Here is a 25,895-nt window from a genome sequence, read left to right as displayed (position 1 = left end):
CTCCGAAGTCGTCAGGCAAACTAGCATCGAGGCTGCAGCGGGCAAAGTTCATCACTTCTGATGAGGCTGTAGGACAAGTCGCCGGTTCTTGTCCCCCATCGCCTAGCGCGCGATTGGCTGCGCTCAACAAACCTCTCAGGGCACGCTGGAGATATCTTTGGGCAAACGCTGATCGATCACCTGATAGAGCGCGCTACTCTCCGGCCAGTTACGCATGAACCGCGCGCGATCCCGCGCATAGGCACCCACGAAGGTGCCCATCGAGCCATGCTGGCACATTGAATCCAGATCGATCAGTGCCCAGCGATCGTCCTGCCAGAACAGATTATGCCCCTTGAAATCACCATGACTGATGCGTTCGGCAATCAATTGCGCAAACAGCACATCCAGCGCCTGCAATTCCGATTCCGGCGCCTCGCCGTTTTCAACGTAAGGAGCGAAGCGCTCGATGATGTCTGGCCCCGGCAGGAACTCGGTCACCAGATATGCGCGACTGCGCAACCACAAAAAACGCTTTTCCAGCACCGCCAGCGGCTTGGGCGTGGCAATACCAAGAAACGCCAGACGATTGCCCTCGCGCCACGAGTGCCAGGCTCGACTCGGACGCCAGAAACGCTTGAGCCAATGGGCAAAGCCCTTGATGTTATAGCGCTTGATCACCAGTGCGCGCGCGCCCACTTCGACCTTGCCGACGCTCGCGGCACCGCCGGTTTTATAGAGGTGGCCTTGATCAAGCAGCCCATCGGCCTGCTCAAGCACCGGCACCATGGCCGTTTCTTCCTCGCGCCGGATCGCCCGCAAACCAAACGCCCCACGCTGGACGCTGAACAGCGTGCATTCACGGCCGACCTTGATCAGGTAATCCTTCAAACGCCAGCGGCGCACCTTGTCGATCTGTTTCTGCAAGGCTTCCAGCGGCAACGCGTGCTCGCTGTTGCTCAGCAGGTAATAAACCAGCAACTCTTCTGTGTACTGCTCGAGCGCCTTGGGCAACTGAGCAAAAAACACACCGAGGTTTTCCAGAACCTTCTGCCGTGACAGCGGTTGACCGGCGGTTTCCACACAAATGCCGGCACCGTCGATCAAGTACAACTGACCGCCATGTCGCAGCAGATTGTCCAGATGCAGGTCTTCCTGCCAAAGCCCCTTGCCGTGCAACTGACCGATGGCGCCGAGCGCCTCGGCCAATACGGCGGATTGTTCATCCGCCAGCACCGGCAGCGTCTCGACTTTCGTCCAGGCCTCACCAAGGCTTTCGGCCCCCTCAAGGAAATCGAACAGCAGCCAGCCACCCTCACCGTTCACCAGACCATCGGCCAGCAGCAGCGGAGTCGTCAGACCTTGAGCAGCCAGCAAGCGCACACCTTCCAGCTCACGCTGAAAGTGCCGGGCAGCCTTGCTGCCGACCAGCAACTTTGCCAGCACCGGCCGGCCGCGCCAGACGCCGGCACCAACGTAACGCTGCCCAGGCAACACCCGCAGCAGACTCAACAACTGCAGATCCGCAGCGCCGGCCGCATCGGACAGGGTCACCGTCAGCGGCAGTTCTGGGGCTCGCCCGACAGCGGCCAGCGCGGACAATTGCATCAGCGGGTCTCCTTGTGACTACGTCGCGCCGTCAGCCGGGCAAGCCAGTTGTCGAGCAGCGAACTGTCGGTGGACTGATCGAGATATGCCGCGAGCAATTCACGCAATTGCGCCTCGCTCCACTCAGGCGCACGACGTTGCAGCGGCTCCAGATCCTTGATCCGGTCACGCATGCCGAACAATAACGGCCGGGTCTTTTCAAGGTCGATCAGTTGCGCCTGATACCCGTCACCGCTGGCTCGCAAAAAAATGTGTTTGGGGTAAAAACAACCATGCACCTGACGGACACCGTGCAGATGCCGAGCCAGCAGCCCGCAAGCCTTGAGGATGGCCGATTGCTGCGCAACGCTGAGCTGTGACCAACGCGCCAGCAGCGATTCGAGATCGCTCCAGCCGTCCAGCGCGCGCGTCAGCAAGATTGCGCGAACTTCGCCGTCGACTTTACGCTCACCGAAAAAAGCGGCTTGCAGCGCCGGAATGCCGAGCTTGCGATAACGGCTGATGTTGCGAAATTCACGAGCAAAGCTTGGCTCGCCGAAGGGCGCATGCAAGGTGCGAGTCAGGTAATTGCTCTGGCGCTTGAGGTAGTAACCCTGGCCCTCAAGATCCAGACGAAACACGCTGCTCCAGCCGCCACGAGCGGTATTAGGCTCATCCACCGCTTCTAGCTGCTTGGCCCACAGGGCGTCAAAAGTGCCTAGACCGTGGCGCTCAAGCAGCGCCCGGTCTTCTTCGGCCAGAAAATCAGTCATTCACGTCCCTCGAAAAATCTCACCACGTGCCGAATCCGTTTCTTGTCGGCAGCATTCAGCCGATCGCACTGGCGGTATTGCATATAAAAGCGCAGGCGTTGGGTATTGGACAGATGATATTTGGCGAGCTTGTCGAGACAGGCCAGATCCTTGGTGATTCGGTACTTGAGCCAGAACCCGCGCCAGAACTCGCCATTGGGGCAATCGATGAGAAATATGCGCGCCTGATCATCGATCAACAGGTTGCGCCATTTCAGGTCATTATGAGTAAAACGCTGATCATGCATCGTCCGGGTATACCCGGCCAATTGCCGGCTGACACCGTCAACCCAGGCGCGATCCTTGAGCTTCGGGTCCTTGCGCTCGGCGAGCGCCGAGAGGTCTTCGGTATTGGGCAGTTCGCGGGTGATCATCGCGCCACGGTCATACGCCGCGCCGCGACGCTCCAGCCCCCAGGCCACCACTTCGGCGGTGGGGATGCCCCACTTGGCGAAGCGCTTGAGGTTCTGCCATTCCATTTTCACCCGTGGCTTGCCGAGATAACGGCGCAGGCCTTTTCCGGCACCGACGTAGCGCTTGACGTAATAGTTGACGCCATTGCGTTGCACACGAATGACCTCGGACAACGGGTCACGGGTCAGGCGCTCGCCTTGCAGGGCAAATACAGCGTCGAGGCTGCCGAAATCTTCGGCGAGATCGCTGTATTGCGGCTCAAGAGTCCAACCCGCCATCAGAGCGCATCCCCGTATCGCTGTTTACGCGCATAGAGCTTGTTGGCCTTGCCTTCCAGCCAGTTCAGCAGCGGCGCTTCTTCAGCCAGGATCTGGCGCAGCGGCTGCTGGAAATAGCTTTTGAGGAAACGCAGTTTGTCGCGACGGGTCAGGCCGATGTCCAGCGCGGAAAAGTACAGCGCTGCCAGATCCTTGTTGCGCCAGCGCTGGGTAATCTTTGCACGGGTCTGGGCACGGTGCAGGTCGATCACCGACAGCTTGAAGTCCTCCGCCATCACCGGTTTGTCGGTGTGCAGCAGGAAATGGCAGATGTAGCAGTCGCGGTGGTTGACGCCGGCGCGATGCATCATGCCGGTCATACGCGCCACTTCGGCGATCAGTGCACGCTTGAGTTTTGGTTCGGGCGGCTGTTTGACCCAGTCGATACTGAAGTCTTCGAGGCTGATGGTCGGTGCCAGCTCTTCAGTGACGATGAACGAATGCTGATCCGCCGGGTTGCTGCCCTTCTCGCCATAGGCGACAGCAGTCATGGTCGGCACGCCGACTTGCTGCAAACGCTGGATAGCCTGCCACTCCTGACCCGCGCCAAGCACCGGCAGCTTGGCGGTCAGCAGGTTCTTGAAGATTTCGCCCCAGCCGATGCCACGATGGATCTTGACGAAAAATCCGTTGCCATCGACTTCCGTGCGCAATGTCCGGCGGGCTTCCAGCTCGCGATAAACCTCGCCCTGCAAGCCCTCGACTTCAGCGAACGGGTCGCGTCCGGCCCAGAGGCTCTTGAACGGTTCAGCCAGCATCAACTTCATTTAAGCGTGCTCCGCCAGAATCACATCGGCCGCGTGCTGCGGCATGCTGTAGAGGTCGGCCGTCTCGGCGAAGGCCAGACCATTGCGGCTCCAGGCCGCGCGTGCAGCGTCGTCTTTCAACATTTCGGTCAGATACTGCGTCAGTTGCGCCTGATCGAACGGTTCGTCCAGCACTCGCCCGGCATCCGCCTCGGCAATGTAATGGGCGTAACCGCAGACAGCGCTGACCAGCACCGGTAGACCGGCTACCAGCGCTTCGAGGAGCACTGTACCGGTGTTTTCGTTGTACGCCGGGTGGATCAACAAATCGGCGCCGAGCAGAAAACGCGGGATATCGCTGCGGCCCTTGAGGAACGTCACGTTATCGCCCAGGCCCAAAGTTGCACTCTGCATCTGGAACAATTTGGGGTCATCCTGACCAATTACAAACAGCCGGGTGCGCTTCTTCAGTTCGGTCGGCAATGCGGCCAGCGCTTTGAGGCTGCGATCTACGCCTTTGGTCTTGAACCCGGAGCCGATCTGCACCAGCAGCAGTTCGTCGTCCTTGAGGCTGAATTCGGCGCGGAAGCCGGCGCGAATTTCGTCAGCATCCGCGGGGCGACGACGATCCTGAGCGATGCCCGGCGGCAGCAGATGGAAACGCCCAAGCGGGGTGTCGTAATGCTTGATGAACAGCGGCTGCTGCACTTCGGAAATCATCAGCACTTCAGTTTTCGCGTCTTTGGCGAATACCGCGCGCTCGTACTCGGCGAAGTGGCGATAGCGGCCCCAGCGGCGGTACAGCGAGTTGCGCAGGTTCTGCGCCTTGTCTTCAAAGCAGCCGTCGGCGGCGTAGTAGACGTCCAGACCCGGCATCTTGTTGAAGCCGATCAGGCGATCCACCGGACGCTTGGCCAGATCCGCTTCCATCCATGCGCTGAGTTTTTCGTTGCGACGGTGATTGAAGAACGCCTTCACCGGCGCCACCAGCACTTCGAAACCCGGCGGCACGTCGCCTTCCCAGATCAGTGTGTAGACGCGAATCTGGTGACCGCGCTTCTGGCATTCGAGGGCGATGCGCATGAAGTCGCGCTGCAAACCACCAAACGGGAAGTACTTGTACAGGACAAATGCCAATTGCATCAGCGCAGCTCCTCAGCCATTAACAACGTGCTCAGTCGGCTGGCGACACGCTCGGGATTCAGACGCGTGAAGCACAGAGGCTGCTCGCGTTTCAGGTCAAACTGACGGGCATCCTGCGCGGTCGGTTGATAGGTACATTTCTTTTGCAGGCACGGCGCGCACGGGAAATCGCTGGCCAAGTGAATCTGCAGTTTGCCGTAGGCGCCGGTCAGGCCCGGGTTGGTCGGGCCGAACAGCGAAATCGTCGGTACATCCAGCGCTGCCGCAAGGTGACCGAGACCGGTATCCACCGCCACGCAGGCCTGAGCCCCGGCCAGCACCTTGCCGACGCCGGCCAGATTCAGTTTCGGCAACACTTCAGCGTGTTTGAAACCGGCGGCGATGCGCTCGGCGCGGGCCTTCTCGAGCGGGTTACCCCATGGCAGTTTGACGCCAACGCCAAGGTAACCAACACGCTCGGTCAGCTCGCGCCAGTAGGCTTCCGGCCAGTGCTTGGTGTCCCAAGTGGTGCCGTGGAGGAACACCACGAAAGCGTTTTTGCGCGGCAGTTCGACCAGACGCTCGACGTTCAGGCCGTAATCGCCCAAGCCTTTGGGGAGGTCGTAACCCAAGGCAATCGCGAACAACTGACGCACGCGTTCGACGGCGTGCTGACCACGGGCCACGGCCAATTTGCGGTCATAGAAACGCGACGCCATCGGCTCGCGTGCCGAGCCTTTATCGAGGCCGGCTACCGGGGCTTTGACATAACGGGTTAGCCAGGCGCTTTTCAGCAGGCCCTGCGCGTCGATCACCAAGTCATATTTGCTCGCGCGAACGCTTTGCTTGAAGCGCTTCCACTCACCACTCTTGATGGTCTGCCACAGGTTTTTGCGCCAGCGGCGAATCGCCACCGGAATCACTTTGCCCACGGCCGGGTGCCAGGTCGGGATTTCGGCGAAGCCTTCTTCCACAACCCAATCGAACTGGATGCCGGGAATCGCCCGAGCCGCGTCGGTCAGCGCCGGCAACGCGTGAATCACGTCGCCCAGCGATGAAGTCTTGATCAGCAATACCCGCAACTTAATGAACCTCGACCACAGAGCCCTGCAATTTCTGCAAGGCATCGTTGACCGCTTCCGGCATCAATTGGCGCAGGCAGTTGTAATGGCCGAAACGGCAAGTACGGTCGAAGCACGGACTGCAATCGAGGCCCAGACGGACGATTTCGACGTGCTCGGCCAGCGGTGGGGTGAAGCCTGGCGAGGTCGAACCGTAAACCGCCACCAATGGGCGGTTCAGGGCTGCCGCAACGTGCATCAGGCCGGAGTCGTTGGACACCACCGAGTCAGCACAGGACAGCAGGTCAATCGCCTCGGCCAAAGAAGTGCCGCCGCTGAGGTTCACCGATTCTTCTCGCAGGCCCGGGATCAATCGTGCGCGGATGTCTTCACCCACCGCATGATCATTTTTCGAACCGAACAGCCACACCTGCCAGCCTTCGCGAATCCGCGCTTCGGCGACTTTGGCGTAATGCTCGGACGGCCAGCGTTTGGATTCGCCGAACTCGGCGCCGGGGCATAGAGCCAACACCGGGCGATCGAGGGTCAGGCCGAATTTGGCCAGTGCCGCTTCGCGGGTCACCGGGTCGATTTGCAGGCTTGGACGCGGATACGGTTTCGGCAGATCGGCGTTCGGCTCATAGGCCAACGCCATGAAGCGCTCGATCATCAGCGGATAGCGTTCTTTATCGAGAGTACGCACGTCATTGAGCAGGCCGTAGCGGAACTCGCCGCGCCAGCCGGTACGTTTCTTGATACCGGCGAAAAAAGGCACCAGCGCCGACTTTAGCGAGTTGGGCAACAGGATAGCCTGATCGTACTGGCCGGCCAGAGATTTGCCGATGCGCCGACGCGTCGCCAATTCCAGCGCGCCGTGGCCGAGCGGAAAGCTCAAGGCCTTGCGCACTTCAGGCATGCGTTCAAGGATCGGCCGGCTCCACTCGGGGGCCAGCACGTCGATTTCGCATTGCGGGTGGCGCTGCCTGAGACACTGAAACAGTGTCTGCGCCATCACCATGTCACCGACCCAACTGGGCCCAACGATCAGAATATTCATGTGGTTTCCAAAAACGAACCGGGGAGGCTTTACGCCTCCCCGCCTCGAGAATCATTGTGGGAGCCATGCAGCTTGCGATGGGTCATTACCTTCAACATAACTGTCGACTGTCACTCCGCTATCGCGAGCAGGCTCGCTCCCACAGGGTATCGGGTGCAGCTCGAACCGTGTTCAGCTTAGCCCCAACTCACGCCATATCCGCAAAACCTGTCGACGCTCGTCGACAAACTGGCCACCCGTTATCACCCCGGCATCCTTCTGCAACGCCTGCCGGTGGGCGGCGGAGCGGAAGGTCTTATAGGCCTCGCGCAACAGACTGGCATCTTCGGCGGGCATCAGCCCTTCGTGCTCCAGCTCTTCCAGAATGCGGATGTTATCGGTCCAGCGCAGCAGTGGCGGGTGGCTGTGCGACCACGCCAGAGCCGCGTATTGCACCATAAATTCAATATCGACGATACCTCCGGCGTCCTGCTTGAGATCGAACGGCGCCGAGGCCTCGAAGGCATTCGCCGCCGTGCCGGCCGCGGTGCTCTTGCTGCCGAGGTTGTCGCGCATCTTCGCGCGCATCTCGCTGACCTCCTGCTGCAACTTGGGCAGATCCCGCGCCTTGCCCAGCACTTGCGCGCGGACTTTCTCGAATGCCTGCCCGACATCCTGACTGCCGACCAGCACCCGCGCGCGCACCAGAGCCTGATGCTCCCAGGTCCAGGCTTCGTTTTCCTGATAGCGCTCAAAAGCCCCCAGCGAACTCACCAACAGCCCGGATGCGCCGGACGGGCGCAGACGCATATCCACTTCATAGAGCTGGCCGGAGTTGGTCTGCGCCGTCAGCAAGTGAATGATCCGCTGTCCGAGACGAGTGAAGAATTGCGCACCATCAATCGGCTTAGGTCCATCGGTTTCCGCCTGCGGATCGCCGTCGTGGATAAACACCAGATCCAGATCCGAACCGTGCCCCAACTCGATACCGCCGACCTTGCCGTAACCGACAATAATGAAGCCGGGATCGCACAAGCTGCCGTCGGTGCGCAGCGGCGTGCCGTACTTGGCCACGGTCTGGCGCCAGGCCAGGGCCAGCACTTGCTCGAGGATAGCCTCGGCCAGCCAAGTCAGGTAATCGCTGACTTTCATCAGCGGCAGGCTACCCGCGATTTCAGAGGCGGCGACGCGCAAGCGATGCGCCAGTTTGAAATGGCGCAGGGCTTCCATCTGTTGTTCGAGGTCGTCTTCAGGAATCCGCGTAAGGCGTTCGCGCAATTCGGCGGCCAGTTCTGGCGCCAATGGCGGCTTGAACAGTCGGCCCTCATTGAGCAACTCATCGAGCAGCAGCGGGAAACGGGTGATCTGCTCGGCAATCCACGGGCTCGCCGCGCACAGCGTCAGCAAGCGCCGCAGGGCACCGGGGTTTTCCGTCAACAACACTAAATAAGCCGAGCGCCGGGCGACCGCCTCAACCAGCGGCAGTACGCGTTCGAGGACCAGATCCGGATTGTCATGCTCCACGGCCTGAGCGATCAGACGCGGAATAAAGGCATCGAGACGCTCACGCCCCAAACGCTGCATCGCACGCAATTGCGGACTGCCGCGCAAACCGGCCAATGCCTTTAAAGCCTTGGTCGCGTCGGCAAAACCGCCCTCCTCCAACTGACGACAAGCGGCCTCTTCATCCTGCGCCTCTTCCCACAGCGGCAGCCATTCACCGCCGACCACCACTTCGCTTTCAGTGCCCTCGTCCTCATCGGGATCGGCGATCACTTGCGCGAAGTGCCAGGCCACGCGGCCGCGCCAGAACATCAGTTTTTCGTGGAAGGCGTCCCAGTCGGCGAAACCGAGCATGAAGGCAATGCGCGCCTGATCCTGCGCACCGTCCGGGAGCATCTGGGTCTGGCGGTCGGCAATCGCTTGAATCGCGTGTTCGGTGTAGCGCAGGAATTCGTAGCCTTCGCGCAACTCGCTGATCACCGCTGGCGGCAGATAACCCTGCCCTTCCAGCGTGCTCAGCACCTTTAATAGAGGACGCTGTTGCAGGCTCAAGTCGCGCCCACCGTGAATCAACTGAAAGGCCTGGGCGATGAACTCGACTTCGCGGATACCGCCAGAGCCGAGCTTAATGTTGTCGGCCATGCCTTTGCGCCGCACTTCCTGCTGGATCAACTGCTTCATGGTGCGCAGCGCTTCGATCGCCGAGAAGTCCAGATAGCGCCGGTAAACAAACGGTCGCAGCATGTCGAGCAACTGCGCGCCGGCCACTTGATCGCCAGCCACCACCCGCGCCTTGATCATTGCGTAGCGTTCCCAGTCGCGGCCCTGATCCTGGTAATACTGCTCCAGCGCATTGAAGCTCAGCACCAGCGCGCCGGAAGAACCGTATGGACGCAGGCGCATGTCGACGCGAAAGACAAAACCGTCGACGGTCATCGGGTCCAGCGCCTTGATCAGGCGCTGGCCGAGGCGGATGAAGAATTCCTGATTATCCAGCGCACGTTTTACGCCGACAGTTTCGCCGCCCTCGGGGTAGGCAAAGATCAGGTCGATGTCTGAGGACAGGTTCAGCTCGACCGCGCCGAGCTTGCCCATGCCGAGGATGACCATCTGCTGTGGCAAACCGCTGCGCCGCCCGGTCGGCGTGCCGAATTGCTGGCAATGGCGGCTGTACAACCACTGATAGGCCTGGTCGATGCTGGCGTCAGCCATATCCGAGAGGTCGCGGCAGGTCTGCACCAGATCGGCCTGACGGGTCAGGTCACGCCAGATGATTCGCACCTGATGACGGGCGCGTTGGCGGCGCAAAGCGCGACCGAGTTCATCTTCGGTCTGCGCGGCATTCGCGGCGGCGGCAATTTGTGCGCACAGTTCACCGGGGGCAAAGGCGCGGTCGAGTTCGCCGGACTGCACCAGCGACAGCAACATCAAAGGGTCACGAACGCTCTGTTCAATAACAAACTCGCTGGCAGCGGTGACACGGGCGAACTGCGCCCAGCGCTCAGGTGTCCAGGTCGCGAAGCCGTGATCGTCGTCAAGCGAGGCGACGGCCGTACGGAACGACTGCTCGGATCGAGTGACCAACGGCAGGAGAATGGCAGGCAGTTCGGCAAGCACGGGCAGGGTCATGGTCTATCCTTGATCGGCGTGGAAACGGCCGCTTGTAGTGAATGATGAAAACCCGCTACCCGATGAACTGTCGAACAAAAGTTAGAAATAGCTGAAATTTCTTCTTCTTTGGCACCCAGCATCAAACTTTCACCTTTTTCGGATGGCAATCGACCAACCTTAACGATTATTCTCACAACGCAGTCAGAGGCCACAAGCCTTTCATCTGTAGTTTTACTACTCGTCTATACATTCGAAAGGCTGAAATGCCGGAAGATTTGTAGTAAAACTACACGCCGCCGGAACAACCTGTCGGCAATCCAAGAATTTTAAATCGTCTGCCCACAAGGCCAGTCGCAAACTCAGGCAACCGATTCTGGAAGCCTTTCCGCCCTGGAGCAAGCCATGCAAGACCTCGATCCCGTCGAAACCCAGGAATGGCTGGACGCCCTGGAATCGGTTCTCGACAAAGAAGGCGAAGACCGTGCTCACTATCTGATGACCCGTATGGGTGAACTCGCGACCCGCAGCGGCTCGCAACTCCCTTACGCCATCACCACGCCTTACCGCAACACGATCCCCGTCACCCACGAAGCACGCATGCCTGGCGACCTGTTCATGGAACGCCGCATTCGCTCGCTGGTACGCTGGAACGCGATGGCCATGGTAATGCGTACGAACCTGAAAGATTCTGACCTGGGTGGTCACATCTCCAGCTTCGCTTCCAGTGCGACCCTGTATGACATCGGCTTCAACTACTTCTTCCAGGCCCCGACCGACGAACACGGCGGCGACCTGATCTACTTCCAGGGCCACACCTCGCCAGGTGTTTACGCCCGTGCGTTCATGGAAGGCCGCATCACCGAAGACCAGATGAACAACTTCCGCCAGGAAGTCGACGGTCAGGGCCTGTCGTCCTACCCGCACCCTTGGCTGATGCCTGACTTCTGGCAGTTCCCGACCGTATCCATGGGTCTGGGCCCGATCCAGGCGATCTACCAGGCGCGCTTCATGAAGTACCTGGAGCACCGTGGTTTCATCCAGCCGGGCAAACAGAAAGTCTGGTGCTTCCTGGGCGACGGCGAGTGCGACGAGCCGGAATCCCTGGGCGCCATCTCCCTGGCCGGCCGCGAGAAGCTGGACAACCTGATCTTCGTCATCAACTGCAACCTGCAGCGCCTCGACGGCCCGGTTCGCGGCAACGGCAAGATCATCCAGGAACTCGAAGGCGTGTTCCGCGGCGCTCAGTGGAACGTGACCAAAGTCATCTGGGGCCGTTTCTGGGACCCGCTGCTGGCCAAAGACGTCGACGGCATCCTGCAACGTCGCATGGACGAAGTCATCGACGGCGAGTACCAGAACTACAAAGCCAAAGACGGCGCGTTCGTACGTGAACACTTCTTCAACACGCCTGAACTCAAGGCAATGGTTGCAGACCTGTCCGACGACGAGATCTGGAAACTCAACCGTGGCGGCCACGACCCGTACAAGGTCTACGCGGCGTACCACGAAGCGGTCAACCACAAAGAACAACCTACCGTCATCCTGGCCAAGACCATCAAAGGTTATGGCACCGGTGCCGGCGAGGCGAAAAACACTGCGCACAACACCAAGAAAGTCGATGTCGACAGCCTGAAGTTGTTCCGCGATCGCTTCGACATTCCGGTCAAGGACGAAGAGCTGGAGAACCTGCCGTTCTTCAAGCCAGAGCCAAACAGCGCCGAAGCCCGCTACCTGAGCGAGCGCCGCAAAGCACTGGGTGGTTTCGTACCTCAGCGCCGCGCGCAGAGCTTCAGCGTGCCGACTCCGGATCTGGACACCCTCAAGGCCATCCTCGATGGTTCGGGCGACCGTGAAATTTCCACCACCATGGCCTTCGTGCGGATCCTCGCACAACTGGTCAAGGACAAGGAAATCGGCCCGCGCATCGTTCCGATCATTCCGGACGAAGCCCGTACTTTCGGTATGGAAGGCATGTTCCGTCAGTTGGGCATCTACTCGTCCGTCGGCCAACTCTACGAGCCAGTCGATAAAGACCAGGTGATGTTCTACAAGGAAGACCAGAAAGGTCAGATCCTTGAAGAAGGTATCAACGAAGCAGGCGCCATGAGTTCCTTCATCGCTGCCGGTACTTCGTACTCCAGTCACAACCAGCCAATGCTGCCGTTCTACATCTTCTACTCGATGTTCGGCTTCCAGCGTATTGGCGACCTGGCCTGGGCCGCTGGCGACAGCCGTACCCGTGGCTTCCTGATCGGCGGCACCGCCGGCCGTACCACCCTGAACGGTGAAGGCCTGCAACACGAAGACGGTCACAGCCACCTGCTGGCTGCCACCATCCCGAACTGCCGCACCTACGATCCAACCTACGGCTACGAGCTGGCGGTGATCATTCAGGACGGCATGAAGAAGATGACCGAAGAGCAACAGGACATCTTCTACTACATCACCGTGATGAACGAGTCGTACCAGCAGCCAGCCATGCCGGCCGGTGCCGAAGAAGGCATCAAGAAAGGCATGTACCTGCTCGAAGAAGACACCCGCGATGCGGCCCACCACGTACAGCTGATGGGCTCCGGCACCATCCTGCGTGAAGTGCGTGAAGCGGCGAAGATCCTGCGTGAAGAGTTCAACATCGGCGCCGACGTATGGAGCGTCACCAGCTTCAACGAACTGCGTCGCGACGGCCTGGCCGTAGAGCGCAGCAACCGTCTGAAACCAGGCCAGAAGCCTAAGCAGAGCTACGTCGAAGAATGCCTGAGCGGCCGTAAAGGTCCGGTCATCGCGTCCACCGACTACATGAAGCTGTTCGCCGAGCAGATCCGTCAGTGGGTACCGTCCAAGGAATTCAAAGTCCTGGGCACCGACGGTTTCGGCCGTAGCGACAGCCGCAAGAAACTGCGTCATTTCTTCGAAGTCGACCGTCATTTCGTGGTGTTGGCAGCCCTGGAAGCACTGGCTGACCGTGGTGATATCGAACCTAAGGTCGTGGCTGAAGCCATCACCAAGTTCGGCATCGACCCGGAAAAACGCAACCCACTGGACTGCTGAGGAGAAACTCTGTGAGCGAACTCATTCGCGTACCTGACATCGGCAGCGGTGAAGGTGAAGTAATTGAACTGTTTGTGAAGGTCGGCGACCGTATCGAAGCCGAGCAGAGCATCCTGACCCTGGAATCGGACAAGGCCAGCATGGAAGTGCCGGCCCCGAAAGCCGGCGTCATCAAAAGCCTGAAAGTGAAGCTGGGCGACCGTCTGAAAGAAGGCGACGAACTGCTGGAGCTGGAAGTCGAGGGCGCTGCTGATGCAGCCCCTGCTCCGGCCGCTGCTCCGGCCAAGAAAGCTGAAGAAAAACCGGCTGCTGCTCCTGCTGCCGCCGCGCCTGCCGCTGCACCTGCTGCCGCTTCGGTTCAGCAAGTGCACGTGCCGGACATCGGTTCGTCGGGCAAGGCTCAGATCATCGAGATCCAGGTCAAGGTCGGCGACACCGTCGAGGCTGATCAATCGCTGATCACCCTGGAATCCGACAAGGCCAGCATGGAAATCCCGTCGCCTGCCGCTGGCGTGGTCAAAGCCATCAGCGTCAAGCTCAACGACGAAGTCGGCACCGGCGACCTGATTCTGGATCTGGAAGTGGCGGGTGCTGCGGCCCCTGCTGCGGCCGCTCCGGCCCAGGCTGCTGCGCCAGCCGCTGCCGCTGCACCTGCTCCTGCAGCAGCTCCGGCTGCACCGGTGGCTGACAGCGTTCAGGACATCCACGTGCCGGACATCGGCTCGGCCGGCAAGGCCAAGATCATCGAAGTGCTGGTCAAGGCTGGCGACACCGTCGAAGCCGACCAGTCGCTGATCACCCTGGAATCCGACAAGGCGAGCATGGAAATCCCATCGCCTGCCGCTGGCGTGGTGGAAAGCGTTTCCATCAAGCTGGACGACGAAGTCGGTACTGGCGACCTGATCCTCAAGCTGAAAGTCAAAGGCGCGGCCCCTGCTGCTGCCCCGGCTCCAGCCGCCGCTGCGCCAAGTGCTCCAGCGCCAGCCGCTGCTGCTCCGGCAGCCGCTGCACCGGCTGCTGCCGCTCCTGCCGCCGCTCCAGCCAAGCCTGGCGCGAAAGTTCACGCCGGCCCTGCCGTACGTCAACTGGCGCGTGAGTTCGGCGTCGAGCTGAACGCTGTCAGCGCCAGCGGTCCACACGGTCGCATTCTCAAAGAAGACGTGCAGGTTTACGTCAAAGCGATGATGCAGAAGGCCAAGGAAGCACCGGCCGCTGCTGCTGGCGCAACCGGTGGCGCGGGTATCCCGCCGATTCCGGTCGTCGACTTCAGCCGTTTCGGCGAAATCGAAGAAGTGCCGATGACTCGCCTGATGCAGATCGGCGCGTCGAGCCTGCACCGCAGCTGGTTGAACATTCCGCACGTGACTCAGTTCGATTCGGCTGATATCACCGAGCTGGAAGCCTTCCGTGTTGCGCAGAAAGCCGTTGCAGAGAAGGCCGGCGTCAAGCTGACCATCCTGCCACTGCTGCTCAAATCCTGCGCACACATGCTCAAGGAGCTGCCGGACTTCAACAGTTCGCTGGCACCAAGCGGCAAGGCAATCATCCGCAAGAAGTACGTGAACATCGGCTTCGCCGTCGACACCCCGGATGGCCTGCTGGTACCGGTCATCAAGAACGTCGACCAGAAGAGCCTGTTGCAACTGGCAGCCGAAGCCGCTGCGCTGGCTGCCAAAGCCCGCGACAAGAAGCTCACCGCTGACGACATGCAAGGCGCCTGCTTCACCATTTCCAGCCTCGGCCACATTGGCGGTACCGGCTTCACGCCGATCGTCAACGCGCCGGAAGTGGCGATCCTCGGTGTTTCCAAGGCAACCATCCAGCCAGTCTGGGACGGCAAAGCCTTCCAGCCGAAACTGATGCTGCCACTGTCGCTGTCCTACGATCACCGTGTGATCAACGGCGCCGCTGCCGCACGCTTCACCCAGCGTCTGGGTAGCCTGCTGGCAGACATCCGCACCATCCTGCTGTAATCCCTGGCGGCCCTCCGGCAACGGAGGGCCGCTGGTGTTTCACGTTTTCGAGCGCCACACGCTCGTACCTCAACCCCGTCAATTGACGGGGCTTTTTTTGCCTGAAAAAAACCACGCTTGGTTTTTTCCTACAGGTTTTGCTGATATCAGCCACAACCCAAGTCGGATTCACACCGATCTTTTTTACCCCCCGCGCAACTAACCTTGGCACGCAATAGTTGTACAACTGCAACTTGCACACATCCATATTTATTCAGCAATCACTCGAATGGATTCGACATGTTAAGACCTGCTATCGGCCCGATTATTGGCCACACCACAACTAACCATGCACGCATATTTATTCGCGGCGACCGACAAAACAACGCCACTGTGTTTGGCGCAATACGTTATCGCGCCTCCGGAGCAGAACAATGGTCACCCGCACTCTTTGCCAAACTTAGCGAACTTCGTGATCTGTCAGAAGTTTTCGCACTCAACAACTTGAGCGGCGATACCGAATACGAGTATCAGGCAGGCTGGTTCAGCCCGATGAGTCCGGTTCACACCATGGACAGTGTCGCGGAGCTACCGCTGCAGTGGCCCAGGGAGATCTACCGGTTCCGCACCCGCTCCAGCAAAGCCTTGCAGGCGCGGGCCTACATCATCGGCTCTTGCCGCTACTTGCGCATGACCGCAGGCATTGCTTCGCTGCCGCAACTGGGCGACCGGATCTTCGCCTCCATCAATCAATTGATTGAAGGTGCGCAACCGCCGATCAGTGCGATTTTAATGACCGGCGATCAAATCTATGTCGATGACTTGAATCTGATTGCACCGGATCACGAATATAAAGACATACTTGAAAAATACCGCGCTGCCTTCTCCCAGCCCAACATTAAACGACTGATGTCCGGCACCTCTACTTACATGATTCTGGATGATCATGAAATCGAAGATAACTGGCCTGCCAATGCCAGCAAGTCCGACGAAGATTTATACCGCAATGCCATGGCCGCCTATGAGTTGTATCAAGCCAGTCACAGCCCGGTACATCCACTCACAACTAACGGCCAAATTGATCGCTCAGTACTTGAGCATTACTGGTATCAGTTCAGCGACGGCGATATCGAATGGTTCGTAACCGACAGCCGCACCCACCGTAACTTGTCGGCCGATGATCGACGCATCCTCGATGAGGCTCAGGAACAAGCGCTGCTCAAATGGCTGATCAACAGTCCCGCACGGGTCAAGTTCGTGGTCACCAGCGTGATGTTCTACCCGGATCGCAAACTGCATGGCGATGACGCCTGGAAAGCCTTCCCGGAACAACGGCTACGCCTGCTGGAAACCATCCGCGCTCGGCAGATCAAGAATGTCGTGTTCATCTCCGGCGACGTGCACGGCTCGCTGACCGCGCGCCTGACCCACAGCGAAGACCCGGACTTCGAAGTCCACACCATCGTTTCTTCGCCGCTGTACAACAGCAAACTGTTGCCGTATGCCAAGGCCTCCACATTCATTCTCGATCAGCCACTGGAGCACACGGCTGCGGGCGATTACCGACATGAGCTGACCAGCCAAGTGGTGAGTGAGGACAATTTTGCCCATGTGGTGGTCGAGGCTGATCAGATTTTGGTCAATTACCATGATCGCAATGGCAAACAGCTGCAGTCGATCGTCATAAAACTACGTTAAACCTTAAAAGATCGCAGCCTGCGGCAGCGCCTACACGGAACGCATTCCACTGCTGGCGCTGCCGCAGGCTGCGATCTTTTACTCTTTTCTGACAGACGCTGGAGAAATACCCGGTGCAGCCGACACATTCTTATAGCACTTGGCCTTCATCACTCTTGTCAGTCAGTGCCGCAATGATGCAACCTTGCCGCAGGCAACAGTAAAGAGGGCGAGAGCCCGGCGCGTTCAGCATATTTCCAAGCGAGTTCCCTTCATGAAGAGCCAACCCGATGCCGCCAGCCGTATGGTGGCCGAGGTAGTGACGCAGTTGCCTGTGCCCTCGCGGCTCGGCATGCTGCGTTTCGAGCGCTTGAATGAAGCCAGTTGGGCGATGCTGTTTCTTGATCCCAATTGCGAACGCCAGTTCGGTCAACCCGCCGTTGAGTTGTGTGCGCTGGTCGGCTCGCCCTACGCCAGCCTGATGGAGCCGGAAGCGCGCTATCAACAGCATGACGCGATCCAGCAGCAACTCGCCAAAAGTCCACATTACCTGGTGCGCTACACCCTGCACACCGCTGCGGGTGCGCTGAGCATCCTTGAACTGGGTGAAGCCTATAAACAGCACAATCGTCATCTGCTGCGTGGTTATCTGCTGGCGGTCGATGACGTATTCGACGAAGCGCCGCTGCTGCCCTCCGTCGACCTCGAAACCCAGAACTCCCGCCTGCAAATCGCCCTTGAACTGAATCAGCGCGCCCAGCAGGAACAACTGCAACACCTCGAACGCGTCCGCGCCCAGCAAGATCTGATTCTGCTGCTCGCCCGCCAGCGCTACAGCACCCAAAACTCGTTGCAAGAAGCCGCCGAACTGATCACCCGCTGCGCCTGCGATATCTACGAAATCGACTGTGCCAGCCTGTGGAACCTCGAAGGCCAGCAACTGTTGCCGATCTCGGCTTACCACCGCGCGACCCAGGAATACATCCTGCCGGACGTGATCGACATCAGCAGCTTCCCCGATTACATGGAAGCCCTGCACAGCAGCCGCGCCATCGACGCGCACAACGCAATGCGTGACCCGCGCACCCGGGAGATGGCCGAAGCCCTGCGCCCGCGCGACGTCAACGCCATGCTCGACGCCAGCATCCGCGTCGACGGCCAGGTAGTCGGCGTGCTGTGCCTGGAACAGACCGGCGTCACCCGCGCCTGGCAGTCCGATGAAATCGCCTTTGCCGGTGAGCTGGCCGACCAGTTCGCGCAAGTCATCAACAATCACAATCGCCGCACCGCCACCAGCGCCCTGCACCTGTTCCAGCGGGCGGTCGAGCAAAGCGCCAACGCCTTTTTGCTGGTCAACTGCGACGGCGTTGTCGAGTACGTCAACCCAAGCTTCACCGCGATCACCCAGTACACCACCGAGGAAGTCCACGGCCAGCGCCTGTCGGAACTGCCGGCCCTGGAAAACCTCAGCGAACTGCTGTTCGACGCGCCCTCGGCGCTGGCCAAGAGCAACAGTTGGCAGGGCGAATTCAAGAGCCGCCGCAAGAACCTCGAACCGTACTGGGGCCAGTTGTCGATCTCCAAGGTTTACGGTGACAACCGCGAGCTGACCCATTACATCGGCATTTACGAAGACATCACCCAGACCAAACTGGCGCAGCAGCGCATCGAGCGCCTGGCCTACACCGACAACCTGACCAACCTCGGCAACCGCCCGGCATTTATCCGCAATCTGGACGAACGCTTTGCCCGGGATAGCGATACGCCGATCAGCCTGTTGCTGGTGGACATCGATAATTTCAAGCGGATCAACGACAGCCTCGGCCACCAGACTGGCGACAAACTGCTGATCAGCCTCGCCCGGCGCTTGCGCAACAGCCTGAGCCCGAGCGGCAGCCTCGCCCGCTTCGCCAGTAACGAATTCGCCGTGTTGCTCGACAACACCGACCTTGAAGCCGGCCAGCAGATCGCCAGCCAATTGCTGATGACCCTCGACAAGCCGATGTTCGTCGACAACCAGTTGATCAGCGTCACCGGCTCCGTGGGCCTGGCGTGTGCACCGCTGCACGGTCGCGATCCGCAGACCCTGATGCGTAACGCCGGTTTGGCGCTGCACAAGGCCAAGGCCAACGGCAAACATCAGGTGCAAGTTTTCACCGAGGCGCTGAACGCCGAGGCCAGTTACAAACTGTTCGTCGAGAACAACCTGCGCCGCGCCCTGACCCAGAACGAGCTGGACGTGTTCTACCAGCCCAAGCTGTGCCTGCGCAGCGGTCGCCTGTTGGGCATGGAAGCGCTGCTACGCTGGAACCACCCGGAACGCGGCATGATCCGCCCGGACCAGTTCATCAGCGTCGCCGAAGAGACCGGCCTGATCATCCCGATCGGCAAATGGATCGCCCGCCAGGCCTGCCGCATGAGCAAGGCTTTGACTGCTGCCGGCTTGGGCAATCTGCAAGTGGCGATCAACCTCTCGCCGAAACAGTTCTCCGACCCGGATCTGGTCGCCTCCATCGCCAATATCCTCAAGGAAGAAGCGCTGCCGGCCAATTTGCTCGAACTGGAATTGACCGAAGGCCTGCTGCTGGAAGCCACCGAAGACACGCACTTGCAGCTCGATCAGCTCAAGCGCCTGGGCCTGACCCTGGCCATGGACGACTTCGGCACCGGTTATTCGTCGCTCAGCTACCTGAAGAAATTCCCGATCGACATCATCAAGATCGATCGCAGCTTCATCCACGAAATCCCCGACAACCAGGACGACATGGAAATCACCTCCGCGGTGATCGCCATGGCCCACAACCTGAAACTCAAGGTCGTGGCCGAAGGCATCGAGACCGCCGAGCAACTGGCGTTCCTGCGTCGTCACCGCTGCGACGTCGGCCAAGGCTACCTGTTCGACCGGCCGATCCCCGGCGGCGAGCTGATCCAGGCGCTCAAACGCTACCCGCGCGGCCCGCTCTGCCTCTAATAACCACCGATCCCTTGCAGGCTCACTCCTGCAATGTGTGCGAGTACCCGCACATTTTGACTAGTGATTAACTGGGCATCATTGGGCACACTGGCGGTCTGACTTTTTACATCCCATCCTGACTGAGAGGAACGATCATGGTTCTGCGCTCGGAAATTCTGGTGAACAAAAACGTGCTCCCGACTAAAGAACAAGCTCTGCCCGGCCGCGAAACCGCGATGACCCTGCCTGAAAAGCACTTTGTCTTCGAAGAAACACCACTGCTTGGCCCGTTTTTCCAGGACGTCGATTTTGCGATTTTCGGTCTGGGCTGCTTCTGGGGCGCCGAACGTCGCTTCTGGCAGCGCGAAGGCGTGGTCAGCACCGTGGTCGGCTACGCCGGCGGCTTCACGCCGAACCCGACCTACGAAGAAGTCTGCTCGGGCCTGACCGGCCACGCCGAAGTGGTACTGGTGGTGTATGACAAGGCCAAAGTCAGCTACGAAGAGCTGCTGGCGATGTTCTGGGAACTGCACAACCCGACGCAGGGCATGCGTCAGGGCAACGACATTGGCACCCAGTACCGCTCGGTGATCTATGCGACCTCGCCTGAGCATCTGGATGCGGCGCTGAAAAGCAAAGCTGTGTATCAGGCGGAACTGTCGAAGGCCGGCCTGGGTGAAATCAGCACCGAGATCGAACAGGCGCCGACCGTGTACTTCGCCGAGACGTATCACCAGCAATACCTGGCGAAAAACCCTGAAGGCTACTGCGGGATTGGCGGCACCGGCGTGTGCATGCCACCGAGCCTGGCGGGTAATTAAACCCTGAAAGCAAAAGATCGCAGCCTTCGGCAGCTCCTACAGAGGTTCCATGATCGTCCACGCATTTGTGAACGACACTGAACCCTGTAGGAGCTGCCGCAGGCTGCGATCTTTTGATCTTACCGTTGATCAGCTCTCGGCAATCAACCAATCCATCTGCCACCCACCCTGGGTCTGGCCCAATTTCTTGGACAGCCACGGCAGCAGCTCACGCAATTCTTCCTCCAGCCCCCACGGCGGATTGGCAATCGCCATCCCGGAGCCGTTCAAGCTGTTCGGCGTATCCAGCGGATGCACCAGCAACTCCACGCGCAACAACTTCGGCGCACCGGTGCCGGCCAAGTCCTGATAAAAACGCCGCAGCGCACGCTGATCCTTCACCGGATACCAGATCGCCGCCACGGTTTGGCGCATGCGGCCAATCGCCTCTTTCAACGACGCCGCGCAGCGTTGCATTTCATCGAGCTGCTCGAACGGCGGATCAATCAACATCACCGCGCGTTTTTCCTGCACCGGCAACATCGCCCGCGCCACATGCCAGCCCTCGCCAAGATGAACCTTCACCCGACGATCACCGGCCATGTTGTCCTTGAGCAGCACGCCGTCTTCCGGGTGCTTCTCGTTGAGCATCACCCGATCCTGCGGGCGCGTCAGGCGCCGCGCCAGCTCCGGCGAACCCGGGTAGTAGCGCAACTGGCCATCCGGGTTCATCTCGTGCAGCACCTTCATGTAATCGGCGGTCAGCGCCGGCAGATCCGGCTGATCCCACAAGCGCGCGATGCCTTCCAGATATTCGCCGGTGCGATTGGCCTGATCGCCCTGCAAGTCATACAGACCGATGCCGGCGTGCGTGTCGAGATAGGCAAACGGCTGTTCCTTGCGCGACATCAGGGCGATGAGGCGGGTCAAGGTCAGGTGTTTGAACACATCGGCGTGATTGCCGGCATGGAAGGCGTGACGATAATTCATGGCTGCTCCTGCGAAGGGCGCAAAGTTTACCTTTTACCGGCCGGCAAGTCAGGGGTTGGCGGCCGAGCGGCCTCTTACCTATTAAGAATCTGACCCAACCCCCTCGCCACGGGTCATTTATCTCGCTTAACTGGCAGGTACTAGCCGACAGGAAGTCCAACCCGTGCGTCACCCGATCTTTTTCTCTCTGTGTCTGATCTGCTCAATGCACGCTGTTTCGGGCGAAAACCACATTGCGCAGGCCCGCCAAATGCTCAAGAACTACGGCTTGAGTCACTGCATCCTGAAGCCATTCAAAGAAAATTCAGCCTTGGAAAAGGACATCGGTCTGTCCGCTGGCGCTTACTCGTTCATGGGCAAAGGCATGTACACCGTCCTGCAGAATGAAGACACGCTGCAAGTGCTGCACGATCCATATAAAGAAACCAGAAACTATGTGTATGCGGCCTACGAGCAGACCCCGTCGATCAGCAAACACTCGAACAGTAATGTCGTTTTTTATGGGTGCCTGGAGGTGTACAACTCAGAGGCTTTCGAGAGTTTTATCAAGACTCAGGATCGCTACATCGCAGACTGACTGACGCACCCTCAACGTCAAAAGATCGCAGCCTTCGGCAGCTCCTACAGGGGATTCTATGCAGGAGCTGCCGAAGGCTGCGATCTTTTGATCTTGCTCCTGAAAACTCAGGAAGGCATCGCGCGCAACCGCTTGCCGATGACATCGAGTACATCACACCCATCACGTAATGGAATCACGCAGAGCTGGGCGAAGTCGCTGAGGATCATCGAGTCGCACTCGATCGAGCCGCGCATGCACAGGTTTTCCAGCACCTGGACGACGGTGCGGATGCGGTGGTTGGCGGCGTCCATCAGGATGTCGGAGGGGACGTGGGTGTCGATGAACAGGGTGGGCATGTCGCTGCAATTGCCGGTGAGGGCCATGAAGCGATTGTCGGGATGGGGGATGATTTTTTCGTAGGGTGGATCGGGTGTTAGCGTTTTCATTTTTGAACCTCTGGTAGTGAAATGAGCTTCCACCATCGCCCTCCTACGGGTTTGGGTGGCAGCCGTGCGCGGGGTAGGAGTACCGAGACCAGAGAACTCGGCCACGCCGAAGCGTGCCCGCGCATAGCCGCCGCAAATGATCTTACGGACGCACGTAGACTGCCGCAAATCGGGCAACGACGTTTATGCACTCTTCTAGTCTCAAGGCTCCTACACCCTGTCGCCGCATCTGCGGTGACCTTTTAAGACTATCCCTGCAACCCACCGCCCACCAGTTCATGAAAACCGCCGCAACTCGAAGGAAACGTCCGAAGCCTTCGCCCGGAAATGTCACTCCATCTCTGCCAGCAAATACGCCAACAACGCCGATTGCGACGATTCTTCCGACGTTGAACGCTGAAAAAACTGCCCGACCTTGCAGCGCAAAACCGCCTCGGGAAATGCCTCGAACAATGCGGGATGCTCCTCGCTCAGCCACTGCACGGCGTTGCCCACCCGGACATCATCCCCCGCCGAAGCCAACACCGAATCAGGCACCGTCCATCAAGGAAACACCCGCCCCGAAACCTGTGCCCGCCCCCCGATTTCCAAGGCCTGACCATTGATCAGTCCGCGTGAAATCACTGGCAACAGCTGCGCCGCAGCCACGGCATCGGATTGCAGGATCGGCAACAAAAACCGTCCATCCCAAAATCGAAAGAACACCGCTTTGCCATCCGGCATCAGCACCTGCGTCAGGCTGCGAAAGTGCTCGACCAGCACTTCGAGGCTCGCCGAAGACACCGCCAACCATCCCCAGTCGCGGGACTCGGTAGCCGCCACCCAATCGAGAAACTCACTGTCCGCCGCGACAATTCCCACATAGGGCATCACCGCATCCCACTCGGCGTAAATCGTGTCCGCCCAGATCGGGCTCGGCGCCACCGGCAGCGGCGGCTTGGCATCACTGGCATTGCTGAAGATCACGAACAACTGCTCCGAGGGCTTCAGCGGCTCACGCGTCAGCCATACGCTGGGCTCTAAAAAATCAGGCAGCACAAACACCATCCTTGCAACGCTCACATTCCTCACAGAATGGTGCATCGCCTTTAAAGCTCATGATTTGCGCGGCCGTCAGCATTGCCGCCGGGGCCGCCGCCAATGTATCCGGCAACCCCGGCACACTCGGCGCCGCATTCATCGCTGCCATTGGCGCGCCACCCACAACAATCGGTACGCTGCTGAAAATCCCGCCGGGGCCGATGTTGATCCATTGCCCGCCGGCCTGAATCGTCGCGCTGGCACCGCCGTCGATCACCACTTGCTGACCCGCGCTGACGTGGAACTGCGCACTGGCGCTGGTCGCCTGATTGCTCACGCGGATATGTCGATCGCCGACTACCGTCAGATGATCGTCCTGCCTGACTTCGGCCTGACGCTGGCCATGAGTGATGCGTTGTTCGTCAGCCTTCAATTCATGCTTGGCCATGCCCGTGACGACGATGCTGCGCGCGTTGTCGACCTGCACCTGTTGATCGTGCAACACATGCTGGGTCCAGTTGCGTTGGGCGCGCAGGTAGATTTCCTCGGCGCCTTTTTTGTCCTCGATGCGCAGTTCGTTGTAGCCTCCGCCACCGGGGCTGCTCTGGCTGCGGAAGATACTGCGGGTCTTGTCGGCGGGGAGGTCCAGCGGCACTGGGGTGGCGGCGTTGGGCAGGCAACCCATGACCAAAGGCTTGTCGGCATCGGCATCGATGAAACCGACCAGCACTTCCATGCCGACCCTCGGGATCAGCACGCTGCCGTAGCCGTCGTGCGCCCAACCGGTGGCGACCCGCAGCCAACAACTGGAATGCTCGTTGAGTTCGCCGTCGCGATCCCAGGCCAGTTGCACCTTGACCCGCCCGTGCTCGTCGCAGTGGATTTCGCTGTCCTGCGGCCCAGTGACAACGGCCGGTTGATAGCCGAGCATGCGCGGCTTTTCCGGCCCCAAGGCTGGCCGGAAGAACACGTCCCACGGCGTCGCGAGAAAGGTATTACGGTAACCCTGGAATGCGTCCTCATCGCTGGTCACCGATTCCTCCAGCACTTGCGGCTGTCGGCCACGGTGTTCGATGCCGGTGAGCAACCACAGATCGTTCCAGTCCTGACGCGGATGCTCGCTCAGTTGCAGGAAATGTCCACAAACCAACGCGGATTCATCGCTGATGCCCTCGGCCTGACGGTAATCGGCGATATGCCGTTCAAGAGCACGCTGGGCCAGGTGCTTGCCGGTTTCACGATCATTGAATTGGCCGGGAAAGTGGTAGTCCTCCAGCACCGGACGTTGCTCGCCGTCGATGCGACTCTCCAGTTGCAGGCGTGGCTTTTCAAAGTTGTAGTCACGCCGGGTGACCACGCTGGTGCGGGTTTCCACGCGCACGTTGAAGCGCTTGATCGCCGGCGCCTCGGCAGACATTCCGCTACCGGGCAGATAAAGGGTGGGCGCAGCCAATCGCGGGAATACGGTTTGATCATCGCCGAACACCAGCAAGTGGCCTTCGGGGCTGTGCTGAAAGTGGTAGTGAATGCCCACTTCGGCGCACAGACGCTGGATAAACGCCAGATCGCTCTCGGCGTACTGCACGCAATATTCACGCTCCGGGTAGTCGCTGCCGAGGCGGAATTCGAAGGCGTCGCGCAGGATCGCGTGATCCTTGAGGATCTGCGCCACGATCTGCGGCACGCTCTGATGTTGGAATATCCGCTGATTGATTCGGTGCCCGAGGTACGTCAGACGCGGGACAAGGCTGACGTGATAACGCGTCAGACGTTTCCCGGAGTCGCCCTGCCCGACCTGATAAATCTGACCGTGAACACCGGAACCGTCGGCACCAAAGCTCAGAAAGGCCTGACAGTGCAGCAGGCTTTCGAGGTCCAGATCCGGCCGTTCGCTGACCAGTTCCAGCTCGAAACGAAAGGGTTGGCTGATGGCTTCCTCGCCCGTGAACTCAAGGACTTTGAGGTCATGCTGGGCGCCTTCGAGGGTCAACGTGAAACGCGGTTGATTGGCAGGCGCGAACATCCGATGTCTCTCTGCAGAATGAGGGCGGGCGATTCTGCATGAGGGGCAAGGGGTGTTGGGTGAGTGACGGGAAAATCAGATTTGCCCTACTTTTACTGTCGAATAATCCTCCCAAAATCGGCGCATCCGACTACAGACATGTCCCTCAAACCCACCACCGAACCCTGTGGGAGCTGGCTTGCCAGCGATGAGGCCGGCACATTCGAAATTTGTAGTGACTGACACACCGCCATCGCTGG

The 25,895-nt window shown here is 59.7% G+C and carries 17 protein-coding genes and 1 pseudogene; 6 read left to right on the top strand and 12 right to left on the bottom strand.

Annotated elements, in window-relative coordinates; all coding sequences use genetic code 11:
- Positions 1-135 precede the first annotated feature (135 nt).
- The 8 genes from PSH79_RS02375 to glnE form a co-directional block, all read right to left on the bottom strand.
- The gene (locus PSH79_RS02375) at positions 136-1,587 is read right to left on the bottom strand and encodes a lipopolysaccharide kinase InaA family protein (protein WP_305441064.1); all 1,452 of its coding nucleotides are present in this window, start codon (positions 1,585-1,587) and stop codon (positions 136-138) included.
- Positions 1,587-2,339, bottom strand: coding sequence for a lipopolysaccharide kinase InaA family protein (locus tag PSH79_RS02370; RefSeq protein ID WP_187677932.1), 753 nt, complete (start codon positions 2,337-2,339; stop codon positions 1,587-1,589). Before PSH79_RS02370 ends, PSH79_RS02375 begins: the two co-directional genes overlap by 1 nt.
- Positions 2,336-3,070, bottom strand: coding sequence for a lipopolysaccharide kinase InaA family protein (locus PSH79_RS02365; protein WP_305441063.1), 735 nt, complete (start codon positions 3,068-3,070; stop codon positions 2,336-2,338). The genes PSH79_RS02370 and PSH79_RS02365 overlap by 4 nt, the downstream gene beginning before the upstream one ends.
- Positions 3,070-3,876 (bottom strand): lipopolysaccharide core heptose(I) kinase RfaP, encoded by an 807-nt coding sequence (gene rfaP / locus PSH79_RS02360; RefSeq protein ID WP_305441062.1) that lies wholly within the window; start codon positions 3,874-3,876, stop codon positions 3,070-3,072. The genes PSH79_RS02365 and rfaP overlap by 1 nt, the downstream gene beginning before the upstream one ends.
- Complete coding sequence (locus tag PSH79_RS02355) at positions 3,877-4,998, bottom strand: glycosyltransferase family 4 protein (protein WP_305441061.1); 1,122 nt, start codon at positions 4,996-4,998, stop codon at positions 3,877-3,879. It abuts the gene before it with no gap.
- Positions 4,998-6,059, bottom strand: a complete 1,062-nt coding sequence (gene waaC, locus PSH79_RS02350) for a lipopolysaccharide heptosyltransferase I (protein WP_187677936.1) — start codon at positions 6,057-6,059, stop codon at positions 4,998-5,000. Before waaC ends, PSH79_RS02355 begins: the two co-directional genes overlap by 1 nt.
- 1 nt (position 6,060) lies before the next feature.
- Positions 6,061-7,095: a lipopolysaccharide heptosyltransferase II gene (gene waaF, locus PSH79_RS02345; RefSeq protein WP_305441060.1), complete on the bottom strand. Its 1,035-nt coding sequence runs from the start codon at positions 7,093-7,095 to the stop codon at positions 6,061-6,063.
- Positions 7,096-7,266: 171 nt separating this feature from the next.
- Positions 7,267-10,206, bottom strand: coding sequence for a bifunctional [glutamate--ammonia ligase]-adenylyl-L-tyrosine phosphorylase/[glutamate--ammonia-ligase] adenylyltransferase (glnE, locus tag PSH79_RS02340; RefSeq protein ID WP_305441059.1), 2,940 nt, complete (start codon positions 10,204-10,206; stop codon positions 7,267-7,269).
- A gap of 384 nt (positions 10,207-10,590) precedes the next feature.
- Here glnE and aceE point away from each other — a divergent pair, with 384 nt between their 5' ends.
- The 5 genes from aceE (at position 10,591) to msrA (ending at position 20,639) form a co-directional block, all read left to right on the top strand.
- Entirely contained in the window at positions 10,591-13,236 is a 2,646-nt protein-coding gene (gene aceE / locus PSH79_RS02335; RefSeq protein ID WP_305441058.1) for a pyruvate dehydrogenase (acetyl-transferring), homodimeric type, read from the top strand.
- Positions 13,237-13,247: 11 nt separating this feature from the next.
- On the top strand, positions 13,248-15,209 hold the full coding sequence (aceF, locus tag PSH79_RS02330; RefSeq protein ID WP_305441057.1) for a dihydrolipoyllysine-residue acetyltransferase: 1,962 nt from the start codon (positions 13,248-13,250) through the stop codon (positions 15,207-15,209).
- Positions 15,210-15,488: 279 nt separating this feature from the next.
- Positions 15,489-16,886: an alkaline phosphatase D family protein gene (locus PSH79_RS02325; protein WP_305441056.1), complete on the top strand. Its 1,398-nt coding sequence runs from the start codon at positions 15,489-15,491 to the stop codon at positions 16,884-16,886.
- Positions 16,887-17,139: 253 nt separating this feature from the next.
- A complete protein-coding gene (locus tag PSH79_RS02320) occupies positions 17,140-19,836 on the top strand; it encodes a bifunctional diguanylate cyclase/phosphodiesterase (RefSeq protein ID WP_305441055.1) in 2,697 nt (898 codons plus the stop codon).
- A gap of 137 nt (positions 19,837-19,973) precedes the next feature.
- Positions 19,974-20,639, top strand: a complete 666-nt coding sequence (gene msrA, locus PSH79_RS02315; RefSeq protein WP_305441054.1) for a peptide-methionine (S)-S-oxide reductase MsrA — start codon at positions 19,974-19,976, stop codon at positions 20,637-20,639.
- Positions 20,640-20,768: 129 nt separating this feature from the next.
- On the opposite strand, the gene PSH79_RS02310 is transcribed toward msrA, so the two are convergent.
- Positions 20,769-21,608 (bottom strand): 23S rRNA (adenine(2030)-N(6))-methyltransferase RlmJ, encoded by an 840-nt coding sequence (locus tag PSH79_RS02310; protein WP_007915674.1) that lies wholly within the window; start codon positions 21,606-21,608, stop codon positions 20,769-20,771.
- 205 nt (positions 21,609-21,813) lie between these two features.
- Between PSH79_RS02310 and PSH79_RS02305 the strand changes: the two genes are divergently transcribed.
- A complete protein-coding gene (locus PSH79_RS02305; protein WP_305441051.1) occupies positions 21,814-22,185 on the top strand; it encodes a hypothetical protein in 372 nt (123 codons plus the stop codon).
- Positions 22,186-22,292: 107 nt separating this feature from the next.
- Here PSH79_RS02305 and PSH79_RS02300 read toward each other — a convergent pair whose 3' ends face one another.
- The 3 genes and pseudogenes from PSH79_RS02300 to PSH79_RS02290 form a co-directional block, all read right to left on the bottom strand.
- Positions 22,293-22,613, bottom strand: a complete 321-nt coding sequence (locus tag PSH79_RS02300) for a hypothetical protein (RefSeq protein ID WP_187677944.1) — start codon at positions 22,611-22,613, stop codon at positions 22,293-22,295.
- 330 nt (positions 22,614-22,943) lie between these two features.
- A pseudogene (locus PSH79_RS02295) lies at positions 22,944-23,651 on the bottom strand (DUF4123 domain-containing protein).
- Entirely contained in the window at positions 23,641-25,656 is a 2,016-nt protein-coding gene (locus tag PSH79_RS02290) for a type VI secretion system tip protein VgrG (RefSeq protein ID WP_305441050.1), read from the bottom strand. The pseudogene PSH79_RS02295 and the gene PSH79_RS02290 overlap by 11 nt, the downstream one beginning before the upstream one ends.
- Between the last annotated feature and the right edge of the window lie 239 nt (positions 25,657-25,895).

This window comes from Pseudomonas sp. FP2196, from assembly GCF_030687715.1.
Taxonomy (GTDB): Bacteria; Pseudomonadota; Gammaproteobacteria; order Pseudomonadales; family Pseudomonadaceae; genus Aquipseudomonas.
This window is presented reverse-complemented; position numbering and strand designations above follow the sequence as displayed.

Coding starts and splice junctions, on each gene's coding strand:
- msrA (WP_305441054.1), top strand. CDS start 19,974: ATGGTTCTGCGCTCGGAAATTCTGGTGAACAAAAACGTGCTCCCGACT.
- waaF (WP_305441060.1), bottom strand. CDS start 7,095: ATGAATATTCTGATCGTTGGGCCCAGTTGGGTCGGTGACATGGTGATG.
- PSH79_RS02375 (WP_305441064.1), bottom strand. CDS start 1,587: ATGCAATTGTCCGCGCTGGCCGCTGTCGGGCGAGCCCCAGAACTGCCG.
- PSH79_RS02370 (WP_187677932.1), bottom strand. CDS start 2,339: ATGACTGATTTTCTGGCCGAAGAAGACCGGGCGCTGCTTGAGCGCCAC.
- PSH79_RS02300 (WP_187677944.1), bottom strand. CDS start 22,613: ATGAAAACGCTAACACCCGATCCACCCTACGAAAAAATCATCCCCCAT.
- glnE (WP_305441059.1), bottom strand. CDS start 10,206: ATGACCCTGCCCGTGCTTGCCGAACTGCCTGCCATTCTCCTGCCGTTG.
- PSH79_RS02310 (WP_007915674.1), bottom strand. CDS start 21,608: ATGAATTATCGTCACGCCTTCCATGCCGGCAATCACGCCGATGTGTTC.
- PSH79_RS02365 (WP_305441063.1), bottom strand. CDS start 3,070: ATGGCGGGTTGGACTCTTGAGCCGCAATACAGCGATCTCGCCGAAGAT.
- PSH79_RS02355 (WP_305441061.1), bottom strand. CDS start 4,998: ATGCAATTGGCATTTGTCCTGTACAAGTACTTCCCGTTTGGTGGTTTG.
- PSH79_RS02305 (WP_305441051.1), top strand. CDS start 21,814: ATGCACGCTGTTTCGGGCGAAAACCACATTGCGCAGGCCCGCCAAATG.
- PSH79_RS02325 (WP_305441056.1), top strand. CDS start 15,489: ATGTTAAGACCTGCTATCGGCCCGATTATTGGCCACACCACAACTAAC.
- rfaP (WP_305441062.1), bottom strand. CDS start 3,876: ATGAAGTTGATGCTGGCTGAACCGTTCAAGAGCCTCTGGGCCGGACGC.
- PSH79_RS02320 (WP_305441055.1), top strand. CDS start 17,140: ATGAAGAGCCAACCCGATGCCGCCAGCCGTATGGTGGCCGAGGTAGTG.
- PSH79_RS02290 (WP_305441050.1), bottom strand. CDS start 25,656: ATGTTCGCGCCTGCCAATCAACCGCGTTTCACGTTGACCCTCGAAGGC.
- aceE (WP_305441058.1), top strand. CDS start 10,591: ATGCAAGACCTCGATCCCGTCGAAACCCAGGAATGGCTGGACGCCCTG.